Below are 18,074 nucleotides of genomic sequence, written 5' to 3'. Positions count from 1 at the left end.
CCTTGGGACGACCCTCGGTAACCTGTGAGAAATGACAGTCCCGACAAGTGGTCGTAAGTCATGCACAAACTTCACACTTTTTCTTACATATTTTTCACGCTTTATTCACATCTGCGGCCGTAGTGTGAAGCCTCATCCGTTACAAACGTTGCACATCAAGCCCGCCGCCCCAGCGGGCTTTTTTTGCCTTGGATTTGACCTAGCCCGATGCCTTGGCGGCGGGGGTTGCCGCTTGTTCGCGGATGGCCCGCTGGGTATCCAGCACCTTGGCCAGCGCGGTTTCCGCTTCCGGGCTCTGCTGCGGCACCCGAATCGCCGCCGACACCAGCGTGATCAACTTAGCCATCACTTCCGCATCCGTGGCCGGGCGACCCAGGCTCATGGAGTTCATCAACAGGCGCAGTTCAGTGCCGGCCATCACCCCGGAAATCGCCTTGAGCGCAAATTGCAGGCGCACCCCCAGTTCGTTGCGCGGCAGGTCCGGCAAGGCCAGGGCGAAGGCTTCGAAGAAGCGCTGGAACACTGGCTGGTAATGTACCTTGAGGTATTCCTGGATAAACGGCGAAGTATCGCTGTAGACCCGGCCCAGGAAACGAATGAACGAGCGCCCTTCCCCACTGGCCGGATCGCTGCGCTCCAGGCCCATGGCCGGCGCGAACAGCACGCCGAGCAAGGTGTCGCAGTCCAGCGGCCCGTCGGCTTCAGCCTCACAGCGCGCCAGCAATTCCAGGCGCTGCTCGTTGAGCGGCTCCAGGCGTTGCTTGAGCAGGGTCTGCATCAGGGAATCCTTGTCCCCGAAGTGGTAGTTAACGGCAGCCAGGTTGACCTGGGCGCGCTCGGTAATCTGCCGCAACAAGACCGCGTCATAACCGTATTTGATGAAGAGAGCCTCTGTCGCATCCAGCAGTCGAGTCTTGGTAACGTTTGGAGCGCTGAGTTTCTTCGCGACCATAAGAGTTCCACGGGGGAAATATTGTTTTAAAAAATAATTTGATTTTTTATACCGGGGCGGCCAATCGAATGCAAGCAGCGACACTGCGTAATGCTATCAAAAGCCTGTATAAATGGGGCTATCGGGGCGAGTCCAAGGCATTTTCAAAAGGCTGGACCAGCCCACCAACAAGTCATTTCAAAGCGTTAAACCGCTCTACATCCATGGCTGGCGGAGCCGCTGGAAGGCGGTTACTATTCAAACAATATTTTAAAAACAAGAAATAAAACCAGTCCGTGACGCGTACCAGACAGCTCCCGAACTTGTTACAAAGATTTACGGGCGCATAGCGGCACCGTCGAGACTGCAGGCGTAGTCATGATGACACAGACCCCCGCGCACCCAGGCTTGATTTCCCTGCAAGGCATCGGCAAACGCTATCAGCTCGCCGGGCAGGAACTGTCCATTCTCAATAATGTGTGCCTGTCCATCGCCAGCGGTGACAGCTGCGGCATCCTGGGTGCGTCCGGTTCCGGCAAAAGTACCCTGCTCAATATCCTGGGCCTGCTCGACTTGCCCAACGGCGGCCAATACCACTTTGCCGGCCACGATATTTTCAGCGCCACGCCCGATGAGCTCGCCGCCCTGCGCAACCAGCAAATCGGTTTCGTGTTCCAGAGCTTCAACCTGCTGCCGCGCCTCAGCGCCGTCGACAACGTCGCCCTGCCCCTGAGCTACCGGGGCATATCACGTCATGAGTCGCTGGAACGCGCCCTGCACATGCTCGAACAAGTCGGCCTGGCCGAACGCGCTCACCATCGCCCCGCCGACCTCTCCGGCGGCCAGCGCCAACGGGTGGCGATTGCGCGGGCGCTGGTCGGCAAACCCTCAGTGATTCTTGCGGACGAACCCACCGGCAACCTCGACAGCACCACGGCCCAGGAGATCATGGACCTGCTCCTGGCGCTCAACCGCCAACAACAGGTGACGCTGATCATCGTCACCCACGACGCCCACATCGCCGAACGCCTGGAGCGCAAGATCCTGGTGCGCAACGGTACGGTGCATGAGGCCGGGCGCCTATGAGCCTGCGGGTCGAACAGAGCGTGAGCCAACTGCTGCATGAAGCCTTCGTCAGCCTGCGCACCTTGGGCAAACGCTCGATCCTGGCCTTGCTGGGCATCGTTATCGGCAGCTCGTCGGTGGTGGCGCTGATCAATATCGGCCATAACGCCGCCACCGACGCGGCGATGATCTTCAAGGACATGGGCACCGACACCCTGGTCGCCCAGTTCCCGCCCAAAGGCAACAGCAACGCAGCCATGCGCGCCAGCCTCGACCTTGAGGCCGTGCGCCAGGCAGTGCCAGGCATTGCCCATATCGGCGCGCTCACCTTGTTCAGCGGGCTGCTTGTGTTCCAGGGGCATGCCGTGAACGCCAACTTCGTCGGCATTACCCCGGACATCCAGGACGCCATGCGCCTGGCCGTGCGCGACGGGCGCTTCCTGTCGAGTTTCGACACCAATGAAACCTACGCCGTGATCGGCGACTCGTTGGCCCAGGCCCTCAGCCAACCCGGCAGCCCGTTGAAACTGGGCGACCGCGTACGCATAAACGACTACCTGTTCCTGATCGTCGGCATTTTGCACAGCCAGCCTCGCGCCATGCTGATCCCGGTTCAGGCCAATGAATCGCTGTTCATCCCCGCCGAAGGCATGCGCCGCATCTATGCCACCCCGCAAATCGGCAGCGTGATCATCCGCGCCGCCGCCGGCCAGGATATGGAACGCATTGCGCGCGACGCCGCCACCGCCTTGCAACGCCAACTGGTGGACCACGACGTCGACATCCAGGTGCCCCAGCAAATGATCGATGGCATGACCCGGCAAAGCCGCACCTTTGCTTATCTGTTGCTGGCGTTGGGGGCTATCTCCCTGGTCGGCGGCGGCGTGGGCGTGATGAACGTGATGCTGATGAATGTGTCGGAGCGCCGCCGCGAGATCGGCATCCGCATGGCCTTGGGCGCGCGGCAGCGGGATATCCGCAACCTGTTCCTGCTGGAAGCCGTGACTCTGACGGCCGTCGGCGCACTCTGCGGTGCGGTGCTGGGCATGACTGCCGCCTGGCTCTACGCCTGGCTGTCGGGCTGGGCATTTTCCCTGGCGGTCGCCGCCCTGCCCCTGGGCGTCGGCAGCACCTTGCTGGTGGGGTTATTCTTTGGCATCTACCCGGCGGTCTCGGCCTCAAGGCTGCAGCCAGTGGAGGCCTTGCGCGATGAGTAAACGGCTATGTCAATGGCTCGGGCTACTGACACTGGTGAGCTTGCCGGTGATGGCCACCGACGTGGTGATCAACCCTTCGGCCCCCAGCACCACCCGCAGCGGTTACGATCGCGGTGTGTCACTCAAGGCCCAGGTCACCGCCATCACCCTCGGCGATGCGGTGTACCTGGGCCTGCGCAATAACCCGGCGATCCGCAGCGCCTACCTGCAACGGGTGGCGCAGAAGTTCGACTTGCGCGTGGCCGAAGACACCTTCAACCCCAAGCTCACGCTCAACAGCTATTACCGCGCCACCCGGGGTTCGGCGGACAACGCCCGCAACGCCAACCTGGCACCCAATGCAACCTTGCTCGGTGAGTACGGCACCCGGTTGAGCATGAACTGGACCCAACAACTGAACAACGCCGATCGCGCCGGCCGCTACCGCCGTGACGGCCTGGACCTGTCGATCATCCAGCCGCTGATGCGCGGCGCCGGCTGGGACGCCACCACCGCACCGTTGCGCCTGTCGCGCCTGGCGGAACAGGCCAACCGCCTGAACCTCAAGGCCACCGTGGCGCAGACCATCAGCCAGATCATCGCCACTTACCGCGACCTGCTGCGCGCCCAGGAGCAATTGAGCATCGTGCAGGACGCGCTCAAGCGTTCCGGTACGCTGCTGGAGGTGAACAAGGCGTTGATCAGCGCCGGGCGCATGGCCGAATTCGAAATCGTGCAGACCGAAGCCGATATCGCCACCCAACAACTGGGCGTGGAAGAGGCGCAAAACCAGCTCGACACCAGCCGCCTCGCCTTGCTGCGCTTGCTGGCCCTGGACCTGTCCACGCCGATCCGTGCCAGTGAAGCCCTGGAAGCCAAACCGATGAGCATCGACCGGCGCCAGGCGTTCAACCTGGCGCAAACCCAGCAACCGGAATACCTCGCCGCCTTGCTGGGCAGCCAGCAGGCGGACTTGAACCTGGTCATCGCCAAGGACTCCGGGCGCTGGCAGGTCGACCTGGTCGCCGGGGCCAACCAGATACGCGACGCCTACAATAATAGTGACAACGGCAATACCAACCAGCGTACCTGGGACAGCTACGCCGGAGTGCAGGTGCAGATCCCCATCGGCGATATCAGCACGCGCCAGGCCGAAGTGCGGGCGCGGGTGAACGTGGAAGACCAGGAGATTCGTATCGCCGACGCCCGCCAGGAACTGGAGCGCAGCGTCAACGATGTGGTGCGCGACCTCGGTACCCGCTGGCGCCAATATGAAATCTCCCAGCGCGCCGTGGAACTGTCACGACGCAAAATCGAGATCGAACGGGAAAAACTCAGCGCCGGGCGCTCCACCAACTTCCAGGTGCTGAGTTTCGAGACCGACCTGCGCAACGCCGAAAATGCGCAGCTCAACGCCCTGATCGCTTATTTGAACGCCCAGACCCAGCTCGACTTGACCCTGGGCATGACGCTGGAAAGTTGGGAAATCGCCCTCAATGACTACTAACAAGAAGTACCTGATCGGCGCCGTACTGGTGCTGCTCCTGGCCGGTGCCGGGGTGGCGCTGCGCAGCCCGGGCGCCGACGCGCCCGCGCCCACCGAGCAGTGGCTGGCGGTAAAGCCGGACCCGCTGGTGCACCAGATCGGCCTGGTGGGCAAGATCGAGCCTGACACTACCGTCACCCTGACGGCGCCCTTCGACGGCAATGTCCTGGCCAACCTGGTTGAGCAAGGCCAGCGCGTCGAAGCCGGCCAGGTGCTGCTGCGCATGGACCCGGCCACCCTCGAAGTGCAACTGCGCGATGCCCTCTCCCTCCAACTCAAGGCGCGGCGCACCGTGCAGGAAATGCAGGACTGGGACAGCAGCCCCACCGTCAGCCGTGCCCGTCGCAGCCTGCGCACCGCCGAAATGACGGCCGGCAACACCCAGCGCAAACTCACGGAAAGCGAGAACCTGTTCAAGCGCGGCATCATCCCGCGCAACGAGCTCGATGACCTCAAGCAACAGGCTCAACAGCAGCAGTTGGACCTGGTCGCCGCGCGCAGCGAATTGCAACAAGCGCTGGACCAGGGCAAAGGCGCCTACCGCCAGATCGCGGACATGGAGTTGACCAACGCCACGGTGAAATACGAGGCCCTGCACACGCTGCTCGACGGCCAGGAGGTCAAGGCACCGTTCTCCGGCATCGTGGTGCCGGCGCCGGGCAACAACAGTTCACCCCAGGGCGGCAACACCAACAATACCCCGGTGCAGGCGGGCAGTAAGGTCAGCCAGGGCCAGGTGCTGTTCGGCCTGGCCAATATCGAGCGACTGAAAATCGTCGCCAAGGTCTCCGAGCTGGACATCAACCAACTGCACCAGGGCCAGGCGGTGGAAGTGATGGGAGACGGCTTCGATGGCGAGCGGTTGACGGGGTCCGTCAGCGTGGTCAGCGGGTTGGCGATTGCCAGTGATAACCAGGGCAGCGCGCAGTTTCCGGTGACCTTGTCGATTCCCAAGCTGACGCCGCAGCAACTGCAGCGTGTGCGCTTGGGGATGAGCGCGCGGTTGACCATCGTGACTTACAACAATGACCAGGCGATGGTGATTCCAAGCCAGGCGATCGAGCCGGACATGACCGTGGCGTATCGAGCGGCGATGGATAAGCCGGTGGAGCGGGTGACGGTGACCACCGGGCAATCGACTCCGCAAGGTGTGGAGGTGTTCGGCCTCAAGCCTGGATTCGTGAAGATCTCAAAATAAATGAGGATCTACTGTGGGAGGGGGCTTGCTCCCGATAGCGGTGTGTCAGTCACAGAGTTTAATCTGAACCACCGCTATCGGGAGCAAGCCCCCTCCCACACTTTTAGAGCTTTGCCAATTTATAAGCCAAGGCTTTAGCCTGAATCGCCACATCCGTCACCGCCGTGCTTTCCCACCACATGCCGCGTAACGGTGGCCCCATGGCGAACAAGCGCCGGCTGACGTGGCCCTGGGCATCCAGCACCGCGCCCGACGCATCCGCCGCAATCCCCAAGGCCAGCGGCCCGGGGCGAATCAATCCGCGTTTGAGCAACTGCTGGGGCAACGGCCGGGCCACGCGGCGCCAGTCGTATTCGATGCCGCTGGAGTTGATCAACGCAGCGCCCGAGACCTGGATTATCCCCTGTTCACCCCGGCGGCGCACCGCAATGGTCACGCGCTCATCCACAGTCACCAAGCCCTTGAACGACGCAGCCTGAATGCGCAACCGCCCCTCGCCTTGCAAGCGCGCCACCAACTGCGCGCTCAATGGCGGCGAGCGGTGGTGATGGCTTTCCCACCAAGGCCGCACGTGCCGCACGAACTGCCGTTTCTCGCGCTCGCTGGCCTGGCTCCACAACCGACCGATATGCGCTCGCACCGTGTCCAACGGGGCTTGCCAATCGATGCCCTCGTGCAGTGCGATCCGGCATTGGCGACGCACCTCGCGCAGCAACTGCCGAGGGCTGCGCAGACCGGGGTCGGCCGCCAGGAAGTCGACCCAACTCGGCGGCTGCCGGCGCACATGGGGCAGCAGCCCATGGCGCGAGAAAATCTCGATCGGCCCAAGGTGGCCGGCCTGTTCCAGAGACACCACAGCATCCACCATGGTCAGCCCGGAACCGATGATCAGCACCGTCGCTTGTGGGTCGATGTGGGTCATGGCCTGCACGTCCCAAGGGTCCACCGCCGCCGCGTTCAAGCCGCTGGACTCGGTCTGCGGTGTGCGCGCCGCCGGGAACATGCCGGTGGCGAGGACCGCGAACGCACCGCGCAGTTGCCGGCCGTCATCCAGAGTGACGACGGTGGAGGCGTCCTCGACTTGCAGGTCGACCACTTCGGCGCGCACATGCTCCACCGTGGACGCGGACCGCGCCTTGGCTTCGGCCAACCGCTGCTGCGCGTACACGCCGAAAATACCCCGTGGCGGAAATAGCTCGCTGATCGGCACCGCTTGCTCGGCCGACTCCGGCCAGCCACCGGCGCCGATATAGTCAGTGAGCCACTCGGTCAGGTCATCGGGGTTGTCCGGGTCGACGCTCATGCGTGCGGCGTTGCCGTTCAGGGTATGGCCCAGCTCGACCGCGCTGTAGGCCTCACCCCGGCCCAGTTCGGCACGCGGCTCGATCACCCGTATCTGTCGCTGCCCAGGCAGGCGCAACAGTTGCACCGCCAGCATCGTACCGCTCAAGCCGCCGCCGACGATCAGTACATCGGCGTCGCGCAAGGATTCACTCATGCCCATAGGCCCTTATTGTTTGCCCAGATAAATATCCTGCAGGTCACCCCGCGCCAGCAACTCGGCGGCGCTGCCACTCAAGGCTACCCGCCCAGTCTCCAGTACGTAACCCTGGGACGCATAGTTGAGCGCGACATTGATGTTCTGCTCGGCGATCAAGAAACTCACCTGCTGCTCGCGATTGAGCTGCGCGATGATCTCGAAGATCTCTTGTACGATCATAGGCGCCAAACCCATCGACGGCTCGTCAAGCAGTACCAAAGTAGGACGGGTCATCAACGCCCGGCCGATGGCGACCATCTGCTGCTCGCCGCCCGAAGTGAGGCCGGCGCGGGTGTAGCGCTTGGTCTTGAGGCGTGGGAACCAGGTGTAGATGCGCTCCAGGTCGTGCTCCAGGTCCCGCCGGCTCAGGCGCCGCACGAAACCGCCGCTGCGCAGGTTGTCTTCCACCGTCAGTTGGCCGAACACATGGCGACCTTCCAGCACATGCACCATGCCCTGGCGCACACGCCGGCTGGGGTCGATGTCGGCCAGGTCAAGCCCGGCATACTCGATGGCCCCACGGCTGACCTCGGCGCGCTCGGCCCGCACCAGGCCCGAGATGGCCTTGAGCGTGGTGCTCTTGCCCGCGCCATTGGCGCCGAGCAAGGCCACGATGGCGCCTCGGGGCACCTGCAGCGACACCCCGGCCACCGCCAGGATCGCGCCGTCGTAGATCACCTCGATGTCCTTGACGCTTAACAGTGACGGGCTCGCGGGTGCAGCGGCGGGCTGGCTCATGGTTTATTCATCCCCGGTGCAGGTGCGTGGTGTCAGGCCTTTTTCCTTGGCGAACGCGGCGGACTTTTCATCGATCAGCGGGCGCAGCAACGCACGGTCGGCGGCGATCCAGTCGCTGATCAGCGTCCAATGCGCGCCGTCCCATTGCTGCACCCGCGCCGAGCCGCCGCCTTCGTGGTCGCGGCACGACAGCTTGAGGTTCTGCATCAGGCCCAGGTAGCCCATGTCTTTCAAGCGGGCATCGTCGATGTTCAGGTGCTCCAGCCCCCAACGGCCTTCTTCGCCATTGAGCGGGCGCTTGCCGAACCTGGCCTGGGCGGTGCGGATCGCTTCCACGGCCACGGCGGCGTTCACCAGGCCGGAGTTGTAGTAGACGCTGCCGAAGTTGTTCAGGTCCTTGAGGTCGCTGTGGCCCTTGTCGAGGATGAACTGCTTGAGGCGTTTGTGGATGTCGAAATCCGCCCCGGCCGGATACGGCGTGAGGGCCAGGTAACCCTTGGCGGCAGCGCCTGCGGGCAGCACATCTTCGCTGGAACTGGCCCAGATATCGCCGATGATATGGTCGACAGGAAAGCCGAACCGCGCCGCCGTCTTGACCGCCACCGGCGTGGACACGCCCCAGGTGCGCAGGAACACCCAGTCCGGGTTGGCCTGGCGCACCTGGCGCCATTGCGCCGATTGTTCATTGCCCGGGTCGGCGACCGGGATCTGGATGTTTTCAAAGCCATACTTGTCGGCGAGCAGCTTCAACGGGCCGAGCGTTTCGCGCCCATAGGCCGAATCGTGATAGACCGTGGCAATCTTCTTGCCCTTGAGTTTGTCGAAACCGCCTTCGCGCTGGGCAATGTAGTTCACCAGGGTCGACGCCTCGCTGTAGAAGGTCAGCATCACCGGGAAGTTGTAGGGGAACACCGTGCCGTCAGTGGCTTCGGTGCGGCCGTAGCCGAGGGTGATCAGCGGGATCTTGTCCACCTCGGCGCGCTCGCTCAGGGCATACGCCGCGGGTGCGCCGTTGGGCTGGTACACCGCGACCGGCGCACCGTCCAGGCCATGCTTGAAGCGCTCGTAGCACTCGATGCCCTTCTCCGCCGTCCATTCGGTCTCGCACTCCTGCCACACCAGTTTCACCCCGTTGATACCGCCTTCGACCTCGTTGATATAGCGCAGGTAATCGATCATCCCCGCCCATACCTGCACGCCGCTGGAGGCATAGGCACCGACGCGATAGGTCGCCAGGGGAATGAATTGCTGGTCCGCCGAGGCCACGGCCTGGGGGATGGCGCCAGTCAATGTGGCAAGCGCAAAGGCAGCGCCGGCCAGGGAACGTTTGAAGGTTGCACGCATGGGGATTCTCTTATCGGTTCAGAAACGTAAAGGCCACTGACGCAGCCGGTCGCGCAGGTTGCCCAGCAGGCGAATCAAGCCCTCGGGTTCCTTGATCAGGAACACGATGATCAACACGCCAAAGATGATTTTCTGCAGGTTCTGCAACTGCCCCGCATCCACCGCCCCACCGAACAGCGCCTGCCCGGCATGGCTGAGGAAAATCGGCAGCAGGCTGATAAAGGCCGCCCCGACGAAATTGCCGGCGATGCTGCCCATGCCACCGATAATGATGATGAACAGGATCTGGAACGAACGGTTGATATCGAAGCTGCCGGCACTGGCCGTGCCCAGGTAGGCAAAGGCCCACAATGCCCCGGCGATGCCCAGGTAGAACGAGCTGACGGCGAACGCCAGGCGCTTGTAGCGCGCCACCGCAATGCCGACCACGGCAGCGGCGGTGTCCATGTCGCGGATCGCCATCCAGTTGCGGCCAATTTGGCTACGCACCAGGTTGACGGCGGCCCAGGTCAACAGCAGCACCGTCACCAGCGTCAGCAGGTAGCGGCCCAGCGGCGTATTGAGGTCGTGGCCGAACAGCGCCAGCCTGGGCGCGGAAATAGTCCCGGAGGAGCCGTAGTTGTAGAACCAGGGGAATTTGACGAACAGCCACTCCAGGAAAAACTGCGCGGCCAAGGTGGTGACCATCAGGTAGAAGCCCTTGATTCGCGAGCTGGGCAGACCGAACAGCAGGCCGACCAACGCGCTGATAATCCCACCGCCGAACAGTGCCACCGGCAAGCCCAACTCGGGCAGGCGCAGCAGAAAACCGTAGGTGGCAAATGCACCGACGGCCATGAACCCGGCGGCGCCGACCGAGGTTTGCCCGGTGTAGCCGGTCAACAGGTTCAGGCCCAACCCGGCCAGCGACAGCACCAGAAAGGGAATCAGGATCGCATTGAGCCAATAGTCATTGCCCCACAGCGGCACCACCACAAAGGCCAGTACCAACAGGCCGATCCAGCCCCACGGGAGGCGCCGCTCAGTCAGCAACAGCGGCGCGGTTTCTTGAACAACCGGTATCGACATGGGTTCAGACTCGCTCGATGGCGCGCTCGCCGAACAGGCCGGCGGGGCGGATATACAGGAAGGCCAAGGCCAGTACGTAGGCAAACCACGGCGTGATACCGCCACCGATCCAGGGGCCGATGTACACCTCAGCCAGGTTCTCCGCCGCGCCGACAATCAACCCGCCGACAATTGCCCCACCGATCGAGGTGAAGCCGCCGATAATCAGTACCGGCAGCGCCTTGAGCACCACCAGCGACAAGGAAAACTGCACGCCCTGCCGGGCACCCCAGAGCAACCCGGCGACCAGCCCGACAATGCCCGCCACCGCCCAGACAATCTGCCAGATCCGGTTGAGGTTGATGCCGATGGACAGCGCCGCCGTGGTGTCATCCGCCACCGCGCGCAGCGACACGCCCATGCGGGTTTTGTTGAACAGCAGCGCCAGCACCGTCACCAGCACGACGGCAGCGGCCGCCGCGACCAGGTCGAACTGGCTGAGCATCAGCGGCCCGACGAACAGCGGCACGTCGTCGATACCCAGGTCGAGGGCGCGCACCTGCGAGCCCATCAAGCCCTGGGCCAGGCCCTCGATAATGAACGACAGGCCCAAGGTGGCCATGAACAGGGTGATCTGCGAACGGTTCACCAGCGGTCGCAGCACCAGGCGCTCGATCAGCCAGGCGCCGACGACCATCACCAGCACCGTCAACAGCAATGCCAGGGCAAACGGCACGCCCTGATCGTGCAGGCTGACGAAGGTCAGCGCGGCAAACAGCAGCATCGCGCCCTGGGCGAAGTTGAACACGCCGCTGGCCTTGTAGATCAGCACAAAGCCAATGGCGACCAGCGAGTACATCGTGCCGGCGAGCAGGCCGCCGAGCAGGGTTTCGAAGAAGAACGTCATCAGTGTGCAACTCCCAGGTAGGCCGCGATCACGTCAGGGTCAGCCTGCACCTGGGCCGGTGTGCCGTCGCCGACCTTGCGGCCGTAGTCGAGCACCACCACATGGTCAGACAGGCCCATGACCACGCCGATGTCATGTTCGATCAACACCACGGTGGTGCCGAGGTCGCGGTTCACATCGGCAACGAAGCGCGCCATCTCGCGTTTTTCCTCGGCATTCATACCGGCCATGGGTTCGTCGAGCAGCAGCAGGCTAGGCCCGGCGATCAACGCCCGGCCCAGCTCCACGCGCTTTTGCAGGCCGTAGGAGAGGTTGCCCACCAGCACCTCGCGATGGGCTTGCAGGTCAAGGAACTCGAGGATGCCCTGGGCGCGCAGCCGGAACGCCTCGGCCTCACGTCGTGCGCGGGGCAGGCCCAGGGCTTGTTCGATAAAGGTACTGCGCATGTGCCGCGACAGGCCGGTGAGCAGGTTGTCGAGCACGCTCATCTTCTTGAACAGCGCATTGTTCTGGAAGGTGCGGCCAATGCCCCGGCGGGCTGCATCCAGGGGATCGATACGGTGAAAGGCGTGTTGCTCAAAGACGATTTCACCGGCATCGAAGCGATATACGCCGTTGAGCACATTGAGCAGCGAGCTTTTACCGGCACCGTTGGGCCCGATCAGCGCACAGATCTCGCCGCGTTGCACAGCAAAGGACAAGGCGTTGATGGCCTTGACGCCTTTGAACGACAGCGAGACATCGCGTACCTGCAATATGGCCTGGCTCATGCAATCTCCCGCTTGAATTCAGCCAGCCATGTCGGCTCGACGCTGGTTTTGAGGGGTTGCCAGATATAGGCCAGGCGCTGGAAACCAAGCAGCCTGCGCACGCGGTTTTTCAACAGACGGCGCAGGCCGCTGTGCGGATGCGCGATAGCCCACTCGCACAGGCGCCGACGCCAGGTGCCGAGGGGAGCCAGACGGCTTTCGATCTCCTCGGCCAGGTGTTGCAAACGTGCAGGCGACAGCAGCAAACCGGTGGGCGCCACTTCGCGGCGGTCACGGCGGGCCGAAGCCGGGCTTTCCGGGAAGGCCAGGCCATGGCCGCTGCTTAGCCAGTGTTCCAGCACCACGGCGAGCCCCCCTGGCCAGTCGGTGCCCTCCTCGCTCCACAGCACGGTTTCACTCGTCGGTTGCCACCAGCGCTGCACGTGTTGCGCCGGGTCGACCGGGCCGAGCAATTGGGCGAAGTCCAAGCGTTGGGTGGATGACCAATGTCGTGCTTGCCGGCGACTTTGCACATAGGCATGGGTAGGACGGATGCGCCACAGTTGTTGCTGCAACACCTCGGGAGCCAGGTCATCGGCGATGGACAGCACCGACGCGCCGACAGACTGGGCCGCCAACGCCAGCAGCAACAGGTTGGGCTCAAAAGCACCGCTGAGAGCCAGTCGCGACTGCTCATCGAACCCCTGTTGGCGCAAGCCGTCGGCCAGGCGCTCGACATCGCGCAAGGCATCGATCCAGCGCCAGGCATACCACTGGCCCTGACGCTTGTGACGCAGGGCGGTTTGCAGCGGAGTGACCTGCGCCCAGTGCTGCAGTTGTTCCAGGGCGTGGGGCAGATGACCGAGCCATTCGGCAGGCCATTCCAGGGCCAGCGGGCGTTTGAGTTCGTGCACGCTCATAGGGACTACTCCTATTAGTGGTTAAGCGTGCGGTGGTCCGCTGGCTGAAGGTCAAGGTGGGTGGTGTCAGGTAACTATCTGTTGCTGACCCACCGCTATCGGGAGCAAGCCCCCTCCCACCCTGGGTTTGTATAAGCCCGATAAATCGCGATAGCCGGCGCCGGGATGGTTCGGCGCCAACCGCGCGCCTTCGCCAAACAATTTCTCGCGCAAGGTGCCTTGGGCATATTCGGTCTTGTACACGCCGCGCTTCTGCAACTCCGGCACCAGCAGGTCGACGGCGTCGATAAAGGTTTCGTGGGTCAGCGCATAGGCCAGGTTGAAACCGTCCACGTCGGTCTCTTCGACCCATTCCTGCAGCAGGTCGGCGACGGTTTGCGGGCCGCCGACGAACAGCGGGCCAAACCCCCCGATGCCGACCCAGTCCGCCAGTTCATGGGGCGTCCAGACCTTGTCCGGATCGGCCGTGGAGAACGCTTCCACCGCCGATTGAATCGCGTTGGTGTGCACATGCTTGAGCGGCTCATCCGGTTTGAATTGGCTGAAATCGATACCGGTCCAACCGGAGATCAGCGCCATCGCGCCTTCGTAGCTGACATAGGTTTTGTATTCATCGAACTTGGCTTTGGCCTTCGCATCGGTCTCGCCGACGATCACCGTCTGCAGATTGAAAATCAGGATTTTCTTCGGATCACGCCCCGCTTCGGCGGCGCGGCGGCGGATGTCGGCGACGGTCTTTTTCAGCAGCACCTTGGACGGCGCGGCCACGAACACGCATTCGGCCTGCTCGGCGGCGAACTGCTTGCCACGGCTGGATGCACCGGCCTGGTAGAGCACAGGCGTGCGCTGTGGCGAGGGTTCGCACAGGTGAATACCGGGCACCTGGAAGTGCTTGCCGACATGGCGGATCTCGTGGATTTTGCTCGGGTCGCTGAAAATCCGCCGCTCGCGGTCACGCAGTACGGCGCCCTCCTCCCAACTGCCTTCCCAGAGTTTGTAGCAAACCTGCAGGTATTCTTCGGCGTAGTCGTAGCGTGCATCGTGTTCGGTCTGGGCTTTCTGGCCGAGGTTCTTGGCACCGCTTTCCAGATAGGAGGTGACGATGTTCCAGCCGATACGGCCCTTGGTCAGATGATCGAGGGTCGAAAGCCGGCGAGCAAACGGATACGGGTGCTCGAACGACAGCGAGGCGGTCAGGCCAAAACCCAGGTGCTCGGTGACCAGCGCCATCGGCGCGATCAGCGACAACGGGTCGTTGACCGGCACCTGCGCCGCCTGGCGGATCGCCGCGTCGCCGTTGCCGTTGTAAACATCGTAGATACCCAGCACGTCGGCGATAAACAGGCCGTCGAACTTGCCACGCTCGAGGATTTTCGCAAGGTCGGTCCAGTACTCCAGGTCCTTGTACTGCCACGAGCGGTCCCGAGGGTGCGCCCACAGGCCGGGGGATTGGTGACCCACACAGTTCATGTCGAAGGCATTCAAGCGAATTTCCCGGGCCATCAATGCACTCCGTTGAGGTGGAAATTGCCGACCACCTGATATTTCCAGCGCAGCGGGTCATCGAGGGTCGATGGCAAGGCGGTGCGCTGGCCGGTCAGTTCGAATTCAGCGTTGCTGGCGGCAATCAGGGCTTCGGCGGCGGCGATTTGCGCTTCGGTCAACGCGACCGGGCTGGGATGGGTTTCGGCGCGTTCAAGCAAGGCCGCGGCGACATCGACGCGGATCTGCAAATCACCGAAGCGGCTGATCACGTAAGGGTCATCGCTTTTCTCGACATGGCGTCGGGTGCTTTCGAGCAATTGCCGCGCTTGATTCAGAACGGGGTTCGGTGCAGTCATGGGTAGGCTCCTCAGTTCCAGGCGTGGCGGGCAGGCTTCACGCCGTTAAGCACAAAATTGCCGATCAGGTGGTATTTCCAGCGGGCCGGGTCGTGCAGGGTATGGGTGCGTGCATTGCGCCAGAAGCGGTCGAGGTTGTGCTTGGCGGTGACCGAGCGGGTGCCGGCCAGTTCGAAGAGTTTGCTGCTGGCGAGCAATGCGGTTTCGGCGGACAGGACCTTGGCCTGGGCAACCACCAGCGAGGCATTGGCTACGGTGTCTTCATTCGGTTCGGCCAGGGCCAGGTCGACCGCGATACCGGCCTTGGCGAGGATCGCTTCGGTACCATGCACACGCCACTGCAGGTCGCCGATGGCGGCGATGGTGAACGGGTCTTGCCAGCCGTGGTCCTGCTGGCTGTCGATCCATGGGCGCGCCTGGCGTGCGTAGATTTTGGCTTGTTCAAGGGCGCCCAGGGCAATGCCGGTGTCGACGGCGGCCTGGATGATCTGCGAGATCGGGCCGCTGGCGGTGGGTTGGTCGAACGCCTGGTGTGCGGGGATCACCGCGCTCAAGGGCACACTCACGCCATCCAGGGTCACGCCGCCGCTGGCGGTGGTGCGCTGGCCAAAGCCGTCCCAATTGTCGATGACGCTCAGGCCCGGTGCATCACGTTCGATAAGCGCAATAAACGCCTGGCCGTTTTCGTCATTGCCGACGGTGGGCACCAGGTGCGCAAACAGTGCGCCGGTGCAATAGAACTTCTCGCCATTGATTTGCGCGCGGTCGCCGTGGAAACGGATCTGGGTATCGAAAGTGCCGGCATTTTTGCTCTTGGCTTCGGAGAAAGCATTGCCGAAGCGGTAGCCCGCCAGGACCTTGCCGAAGTAATGCCGCTTTTGCTCCTCTGTCGCCGTTTGCACCAGGATATCCACCACGCCCAGGTGGTTCTGCGGGATCTGCCCCAGTGACGGGTCGGCGGCGGAGATCAACTTGATCACTTCGGCCACGGTCACATAGGACACTTCGGCGCCACCGTAGGCTTTAGGCACGGTGATGCCCCACAGGCCGCTGGCGGAGAACTCGTCGAGTTCGGCCACCGGCAAGCGACGCTCACGGTCGCGCGCGCTGGCGTCAACGGCGAAACGTGCGGCCAGGCGCGTCGCCACTTCAATGGCTTCGGCGTCCGAACGAATGATATGGGCAGGGTATTGAGGGTGGGCTGACATGGGCCGACTCCAGGCTCCGATGGGATGACCTGTGCAATTGCAGGAGTCGTGCCTGAATTTAATCGTCAACAAAATCAGCGGCTTGCTGGTAAGTCAGCGCTGTGGGGCGTGTTTCAAACCAGCAAAGTGCCCAGGCGCTGTTGCCTGGCGAACAGTTAGATCACCACGGTCCGAACGAAGCACACGGCCACATCACCCTCATTGCGATAGTGGTGGGACTGGCGGCTGGCGAACATGTAGAACTCGCCTGCGGCAACGTGCTTTTCTTCGTCGTCCAGAATCAGGGTCAGGGCTCCTTCATACACAAACAATTGCACGCTCCAGCCTTCCGGGTCCGGTTCGGGGCTGTAGCGATCACCGGACTCCAGGCGCATCTCCCACAACTCGACTTCGCGCCGGGCGTTGGCCCTGGCCAGCAGCACGGCCTTGCTGCCGGGGATATCGCCGGCCCAGGCCAACTCGTTGATGCGGCTGTGGTCGCCCGCATCCGGCGCCTGGATCAGGTCGCTGAACGCCACCTCCAGCGCTTCGGCGACACGGTCCAGGGTCGACAGGCTGACATTCTTCTCCCCCGCCTCGATGGCCACCAGCATGCGCCGGCTGACTCCGGACTTTTCCGCAAGCGCGGTCTGGCTGAGGTCGGCGGCGTGGCGCAGGCGACGAACGTTTTGGCTGACGTGTTGCAGGACCGAAGCCCGTTGCGGATTTTCTTTGTGCACTATATTGCTCAATTGGTAGGTGTGCGCAGTATACTGCCCAGCGTGCGGCGCATTGTGCGGTCCGTGCCTTTCCCTTGCAAGACCGAGCCGCCATGACTTCCTCGAACGTTTCCCCACGTTTCAACCGTTTCAGCAAAGCCGAATGCATCCTGGTGCTGATCACCATGATCTGGGGCGGCACCTTTTTGCTGGTGCAGCATGCCATGACCGTCAGCGGCCCGATGTTTTTCGTGGGGTTGCGATTTGCGGCGGCGGCGCTCGTGGTCGGTTTCTTCTCATTGCGTACGCTGAGCGAGCTGACCCTGTTTGAATTGAAGGCCGGCGCCTTCATCGGCACCTCGATCATGTTCGGCTATGGCATGCAGACCATCGGTTTGCAGACAATCCCCAGCAGCCAGTCGGCCTTTATCACGGCGCTGTATGTGCCCTGCGTGCCATTGTTGCAGTGGCTGGTGCTCGGTCGGCGTCCAGGGCTGATGCCGAGCATCGGCATCATGCTGGCGTTTACCGGGTTGATGCTGCTGACAGGCCCCAGCGGCGCCTCGCTCAACTTCAGCCCCGGTGAGATCGCCACGCTGATCTGTGCAATCGCGGTGGCAGCGGAAATCATCCTCATCGGCGCCTATGCCGGGCAGGTGGATGTGCGTCGCGTCACCGTGGTGCAACTGGCCACGGCGTCGCTGTTGTCGTTTCTGATGGTGGTGCCGATGGGTGAAGCGCTGCCCGAGTTCTCGTGGCTGCTGCTGTTCAGTGCCGTCGGCCTGGGCTTGACCAGTGCGATCATCCAGGTGGCGATGAACTGGGCGCAACAGAGTGTTTCGCCAACCCGCGCCACCTTGATCTATGCCGGTGAGCCGGTGTGGGCCGGCGTGATCGGGCGCATCGCCGGGGAGCGCTTTCCGCCGATTGCCATGTTGGGCGCGGCGTTGATTGTGGTGGCGGTGATCGTCAGTGAGTTGAAGACCAAGGGGCAAAAGGCCATCGACCTGGCGGATGAAAGGGAACAGGAGCAGCAGAGCTAGGGTCCGACACAATGCCAAATGGGAGTTTTCGGCCTACCTTGTAGGATCCTGCCACATGTTGCCGTTTGGTGATCACGAAAGCGGCACGTATGATGCATCTCAA

General features: G+C 62.9%; 17 protein-coding genes. 5 read left to right on the top strand and 12 right to left on the bottom strand.

The window, feature by feature from the left end; translation table 11 throughout:
* Nucleotides 1–199: 199 nt before the first annotated feature.
* Complete coding sequence (locus MJP36_RS13580; protein WP_104994154.1) at nucleotides 200–952, bottom strand: TetR/AcrR family transcriptional regulator; 753 nt, start codon at nucleotides 950–952, stop codon at nucleotides 200–202.
* Nucleotides 953–1,309: 357 nt separating this feature from the next.
* Here MJP36_RS13580 and MJP36_RS13575 point away from each other — a divergent pair, with 357 nt between their 5' ends.
* From MJP36_RS13575 to MJP36_RS13560, 4 genes are read left to right on the top strand one after another with little or no spacing between them, the layout of a single operon-like run.
* A complete protein-coding gene (locus MJP36_RS13575) occupies nucleotides 1,310–2,017 on the top strand; it encodes an ABC transporter ATP-binding protein (protein WP_161549673.1) in 708 nt (235 codons plus the stop codon).
* Nucleotides 2,014–3,213, top strand: a complete 1,200-nt coding sequence (locus MJP36_RS13570; RefSeq protein WP_244385552.1) for an ABC transporter permease — start codon at nucleotides 2,014–2,016, stop codon at nucleotides 3,211–3,213. The genes MJP36_RS13575 and MJP36_RS13570 overlap by 4 nt, the downstream gene beginning before the upstream one ends.
* The gene (locus tag MJP36_RS13565; RefSeq protein WP_161549675.1) at nucleotides 3,206–4,699 is read left to right on the top strand and encodes a TolC family protein; all 1,494 of its coding nucleotides are present in this window, start codon (nucleotides 3,206–3,208) and stop codon (nucleotides 4,697–4,699) included. Before MJP36_RS13570 ends, MJP36_RS13565 begins: the two co-directional genes overlap by 8 nt.
* Nucleotides 4,689–5,936, top strand: a complete 1,248-nt coding sequence (locus MJP36_RS13560; RefSeq protein ID WP_244385551.1) for an efflux RND transporter periplasmic adaptor subunit — start codon at nucleotides 4,689–4,691, stop codon at nucleotides 5,934–5,936. Before MJP36_RS13565 ends, MJP36_RS13560 begins: the two co-directional genes overlap by 11 nt.
* 103 nt (nucleotides 5,937–6,039) lie before the next feature.
* Here MJP36_RS13560 and MJP36_RS13555 read toward each other — a convergent pair whose 3' ends face one another.
* The 11 genes from MJP36_RS13555 to MJP36_RS13505 form a co-directional block, all read right to left on the bottom strand.
* Complete coding sequence (locus tag MJP36_RS13555) at nucleotides 6,040–7,434, bottom strand: FAD/NAD(P)-binding protein (protein ID WP_244385550.1); 1,395 nt, start codon at nucleotides 7,432–7,434, stop codon at nucleotides 6,040–6,042.
* 12 nt (nucleotides 7,435–7,446) lie between these two features.
* On the bottom strand, nucleotides 7,447–8,214 hold the full coding sequence (locus MJP36_RS13550) for an ABC transporter ATP-binding protein (RefSeq protein WP_244385549.1): 768 nt from the start codon (nucleotides 8,212–8,214) through the stop codon (nucleotides 7,447–7,449).
* 3 nt (nucleotides 8,215–8,217) lie between these two features.
* A complete protein-coding gene (locus MJP36_RS13545) occupies nucleotides 8,218–9,558 on the bottom strand; it encodes an ABC transporter substrate-binding protein (protein ID WP_244385548.1) in 1,341 nt (446 codons plus the stop codon).
* Between the two features lie 18 nt (nucleotides 9,559–9,576).
* Nucleotides 9,577–10,626, bottom strand: a complete 1,050-nt coding sequence (locus tag MJP36_RS13540) for a branched-chain amino acid ABC transporter permease (RefSeq protein ID WP_161549678.1) — start codon at nucleotides 10,624–10,626, stop codon at nucleotides 9,577–9,579.
* 4 nt (nucleotides 10,627–10,630) lie between these two features.
* A complete protein-coding gene (locus MJP36_RS13535) occupies nucleotides 10,631–11,512 on the bottom strand; it encodes a branched-chain amino acid ABC transporter permease (RefSeq protein WP_060756692.1) in 882 nt (293 codons plus the stop codon).
* Nucleotides 11,512–12,282 carry an ABC transporter ATP-binding protein gene (locus tag MJP36_RS13530; RefSeq protein WP_198761778.1) on the bottom strand — a complete coding sequence of 257 codons (771 nt, stop codon included), beginning with the start codon at nucleotides 12,280–12,282 and terminating at the stop codon, nucleotides 11,512–11,514. The genes MJP36_RS13535 and MJP36_RS13530 overlap by 1 nt, the downstream gene beginning before the upstream one ends.
* On the bottom strand, nucleotides 12,279–13,181 hold the full coding sequence (locus tag MJP36_RS13525) for an AMP-binding protein (RefSeq protein WP_244385547.1): 903 nt from the start codon (nucleotides 13,179–13,181) through the stop codon (nucleotides 12,279–12,281). Before MJP36_RS13525 ends, MJP36_RS13530 begins: the two co-directional genes overlap by 4 nt.
* A gap of 66 nt (nucleotides 13,182–13,247) precedes the next feature.
* The gene (locus MJP36_RS13520) at nucleotides 13,248–14,684 is read right to left on the bottom strand and encodes an LLM class flavin-dependent oxidoreductase (RefSeq protein WP_161549681.1); all 1,437 of its coding nucleotides are present in this window, start codon (nucleotides 14,682–14,684) and stop codon (nucleotides 13,248–13,250) included.
* On the bottom strand, nucleotides 14,684–15,022 hold the full coding sequence (locus tag MJP36_RS13515; protein ID WP_090370192.1) for an acyl-CoA dehydrogenase: 339 nt from the start codon (nucleotides 15,020–15,022) through the stop codon (nucleotides 14,684–14,686). The genes MJP36_RS13520 and MJP36_RS13515 overlap by 1 nt, the downstream gene beginning before the upstream one ends.
* Before the next feature lie 11 nt (nucleotides 15,023–15,033).
* The gene (locus MJP36_RS13510; RefSeq protein WP_060756697.1) at nucleotides 15,034–16,230 is read right to left on the bottom strand and encodes an SfnB family sulfur acquisition oxidoreductase; all 1,197 of its coding nucleotides are present in this window, start codon (nucleotides 16,228–16,230) and stop codon (nucleotides 15,034–15,036) included.
* Nucleotides 16,231–16,385: 155 nt separating this feature from the next.
* Nucleotides 16,386–16,949 (bottom strand): helix-turn-helix domain-containing protein, encoded by a 564-nt coding sequence (locus MJP36_RS13505; RefSeq protein WP_244385546.1) that lies wholly within the window; start codon nucleotides 16,947–16,949, stop codon nucleotides 16,386–16,388.
* 92 nt (nucleotides 16,950–17,041) lie between these two features.
* On the opposite strand from MJP36_RS13505, the gene MJP36_RS13500 reads away from it, so the two are divergent.
* Nucleotides 17,042–17,971 (top strand): DMT family transporter, encoded by a 930-nt coding sequence (locus tag MJP36_RS13500; protein WP_104994165.1) that lies wholly within the window; start codon nucleotides 17,042–17,044, stop codon nucleotides 17,969–17,971.
* The last annotated feature ends 103 nt before the right edge of the window (nucleotides 17,972–18,074 follow it).

It is taken from the genome of Pseudomonas palleroniana (assembly GCF_022836895.1).
Classification (GTDB): Bacteria; Pseudomonadota; Gammaproteobacteria; order Pseudomonadales; family Pseudomonadaceae; genus Aquipseudomonas; species Aquipseudomonas palleroniana.
This window is presented reverse-complemented; position numbering and strand designations above follow the sequence as displayed.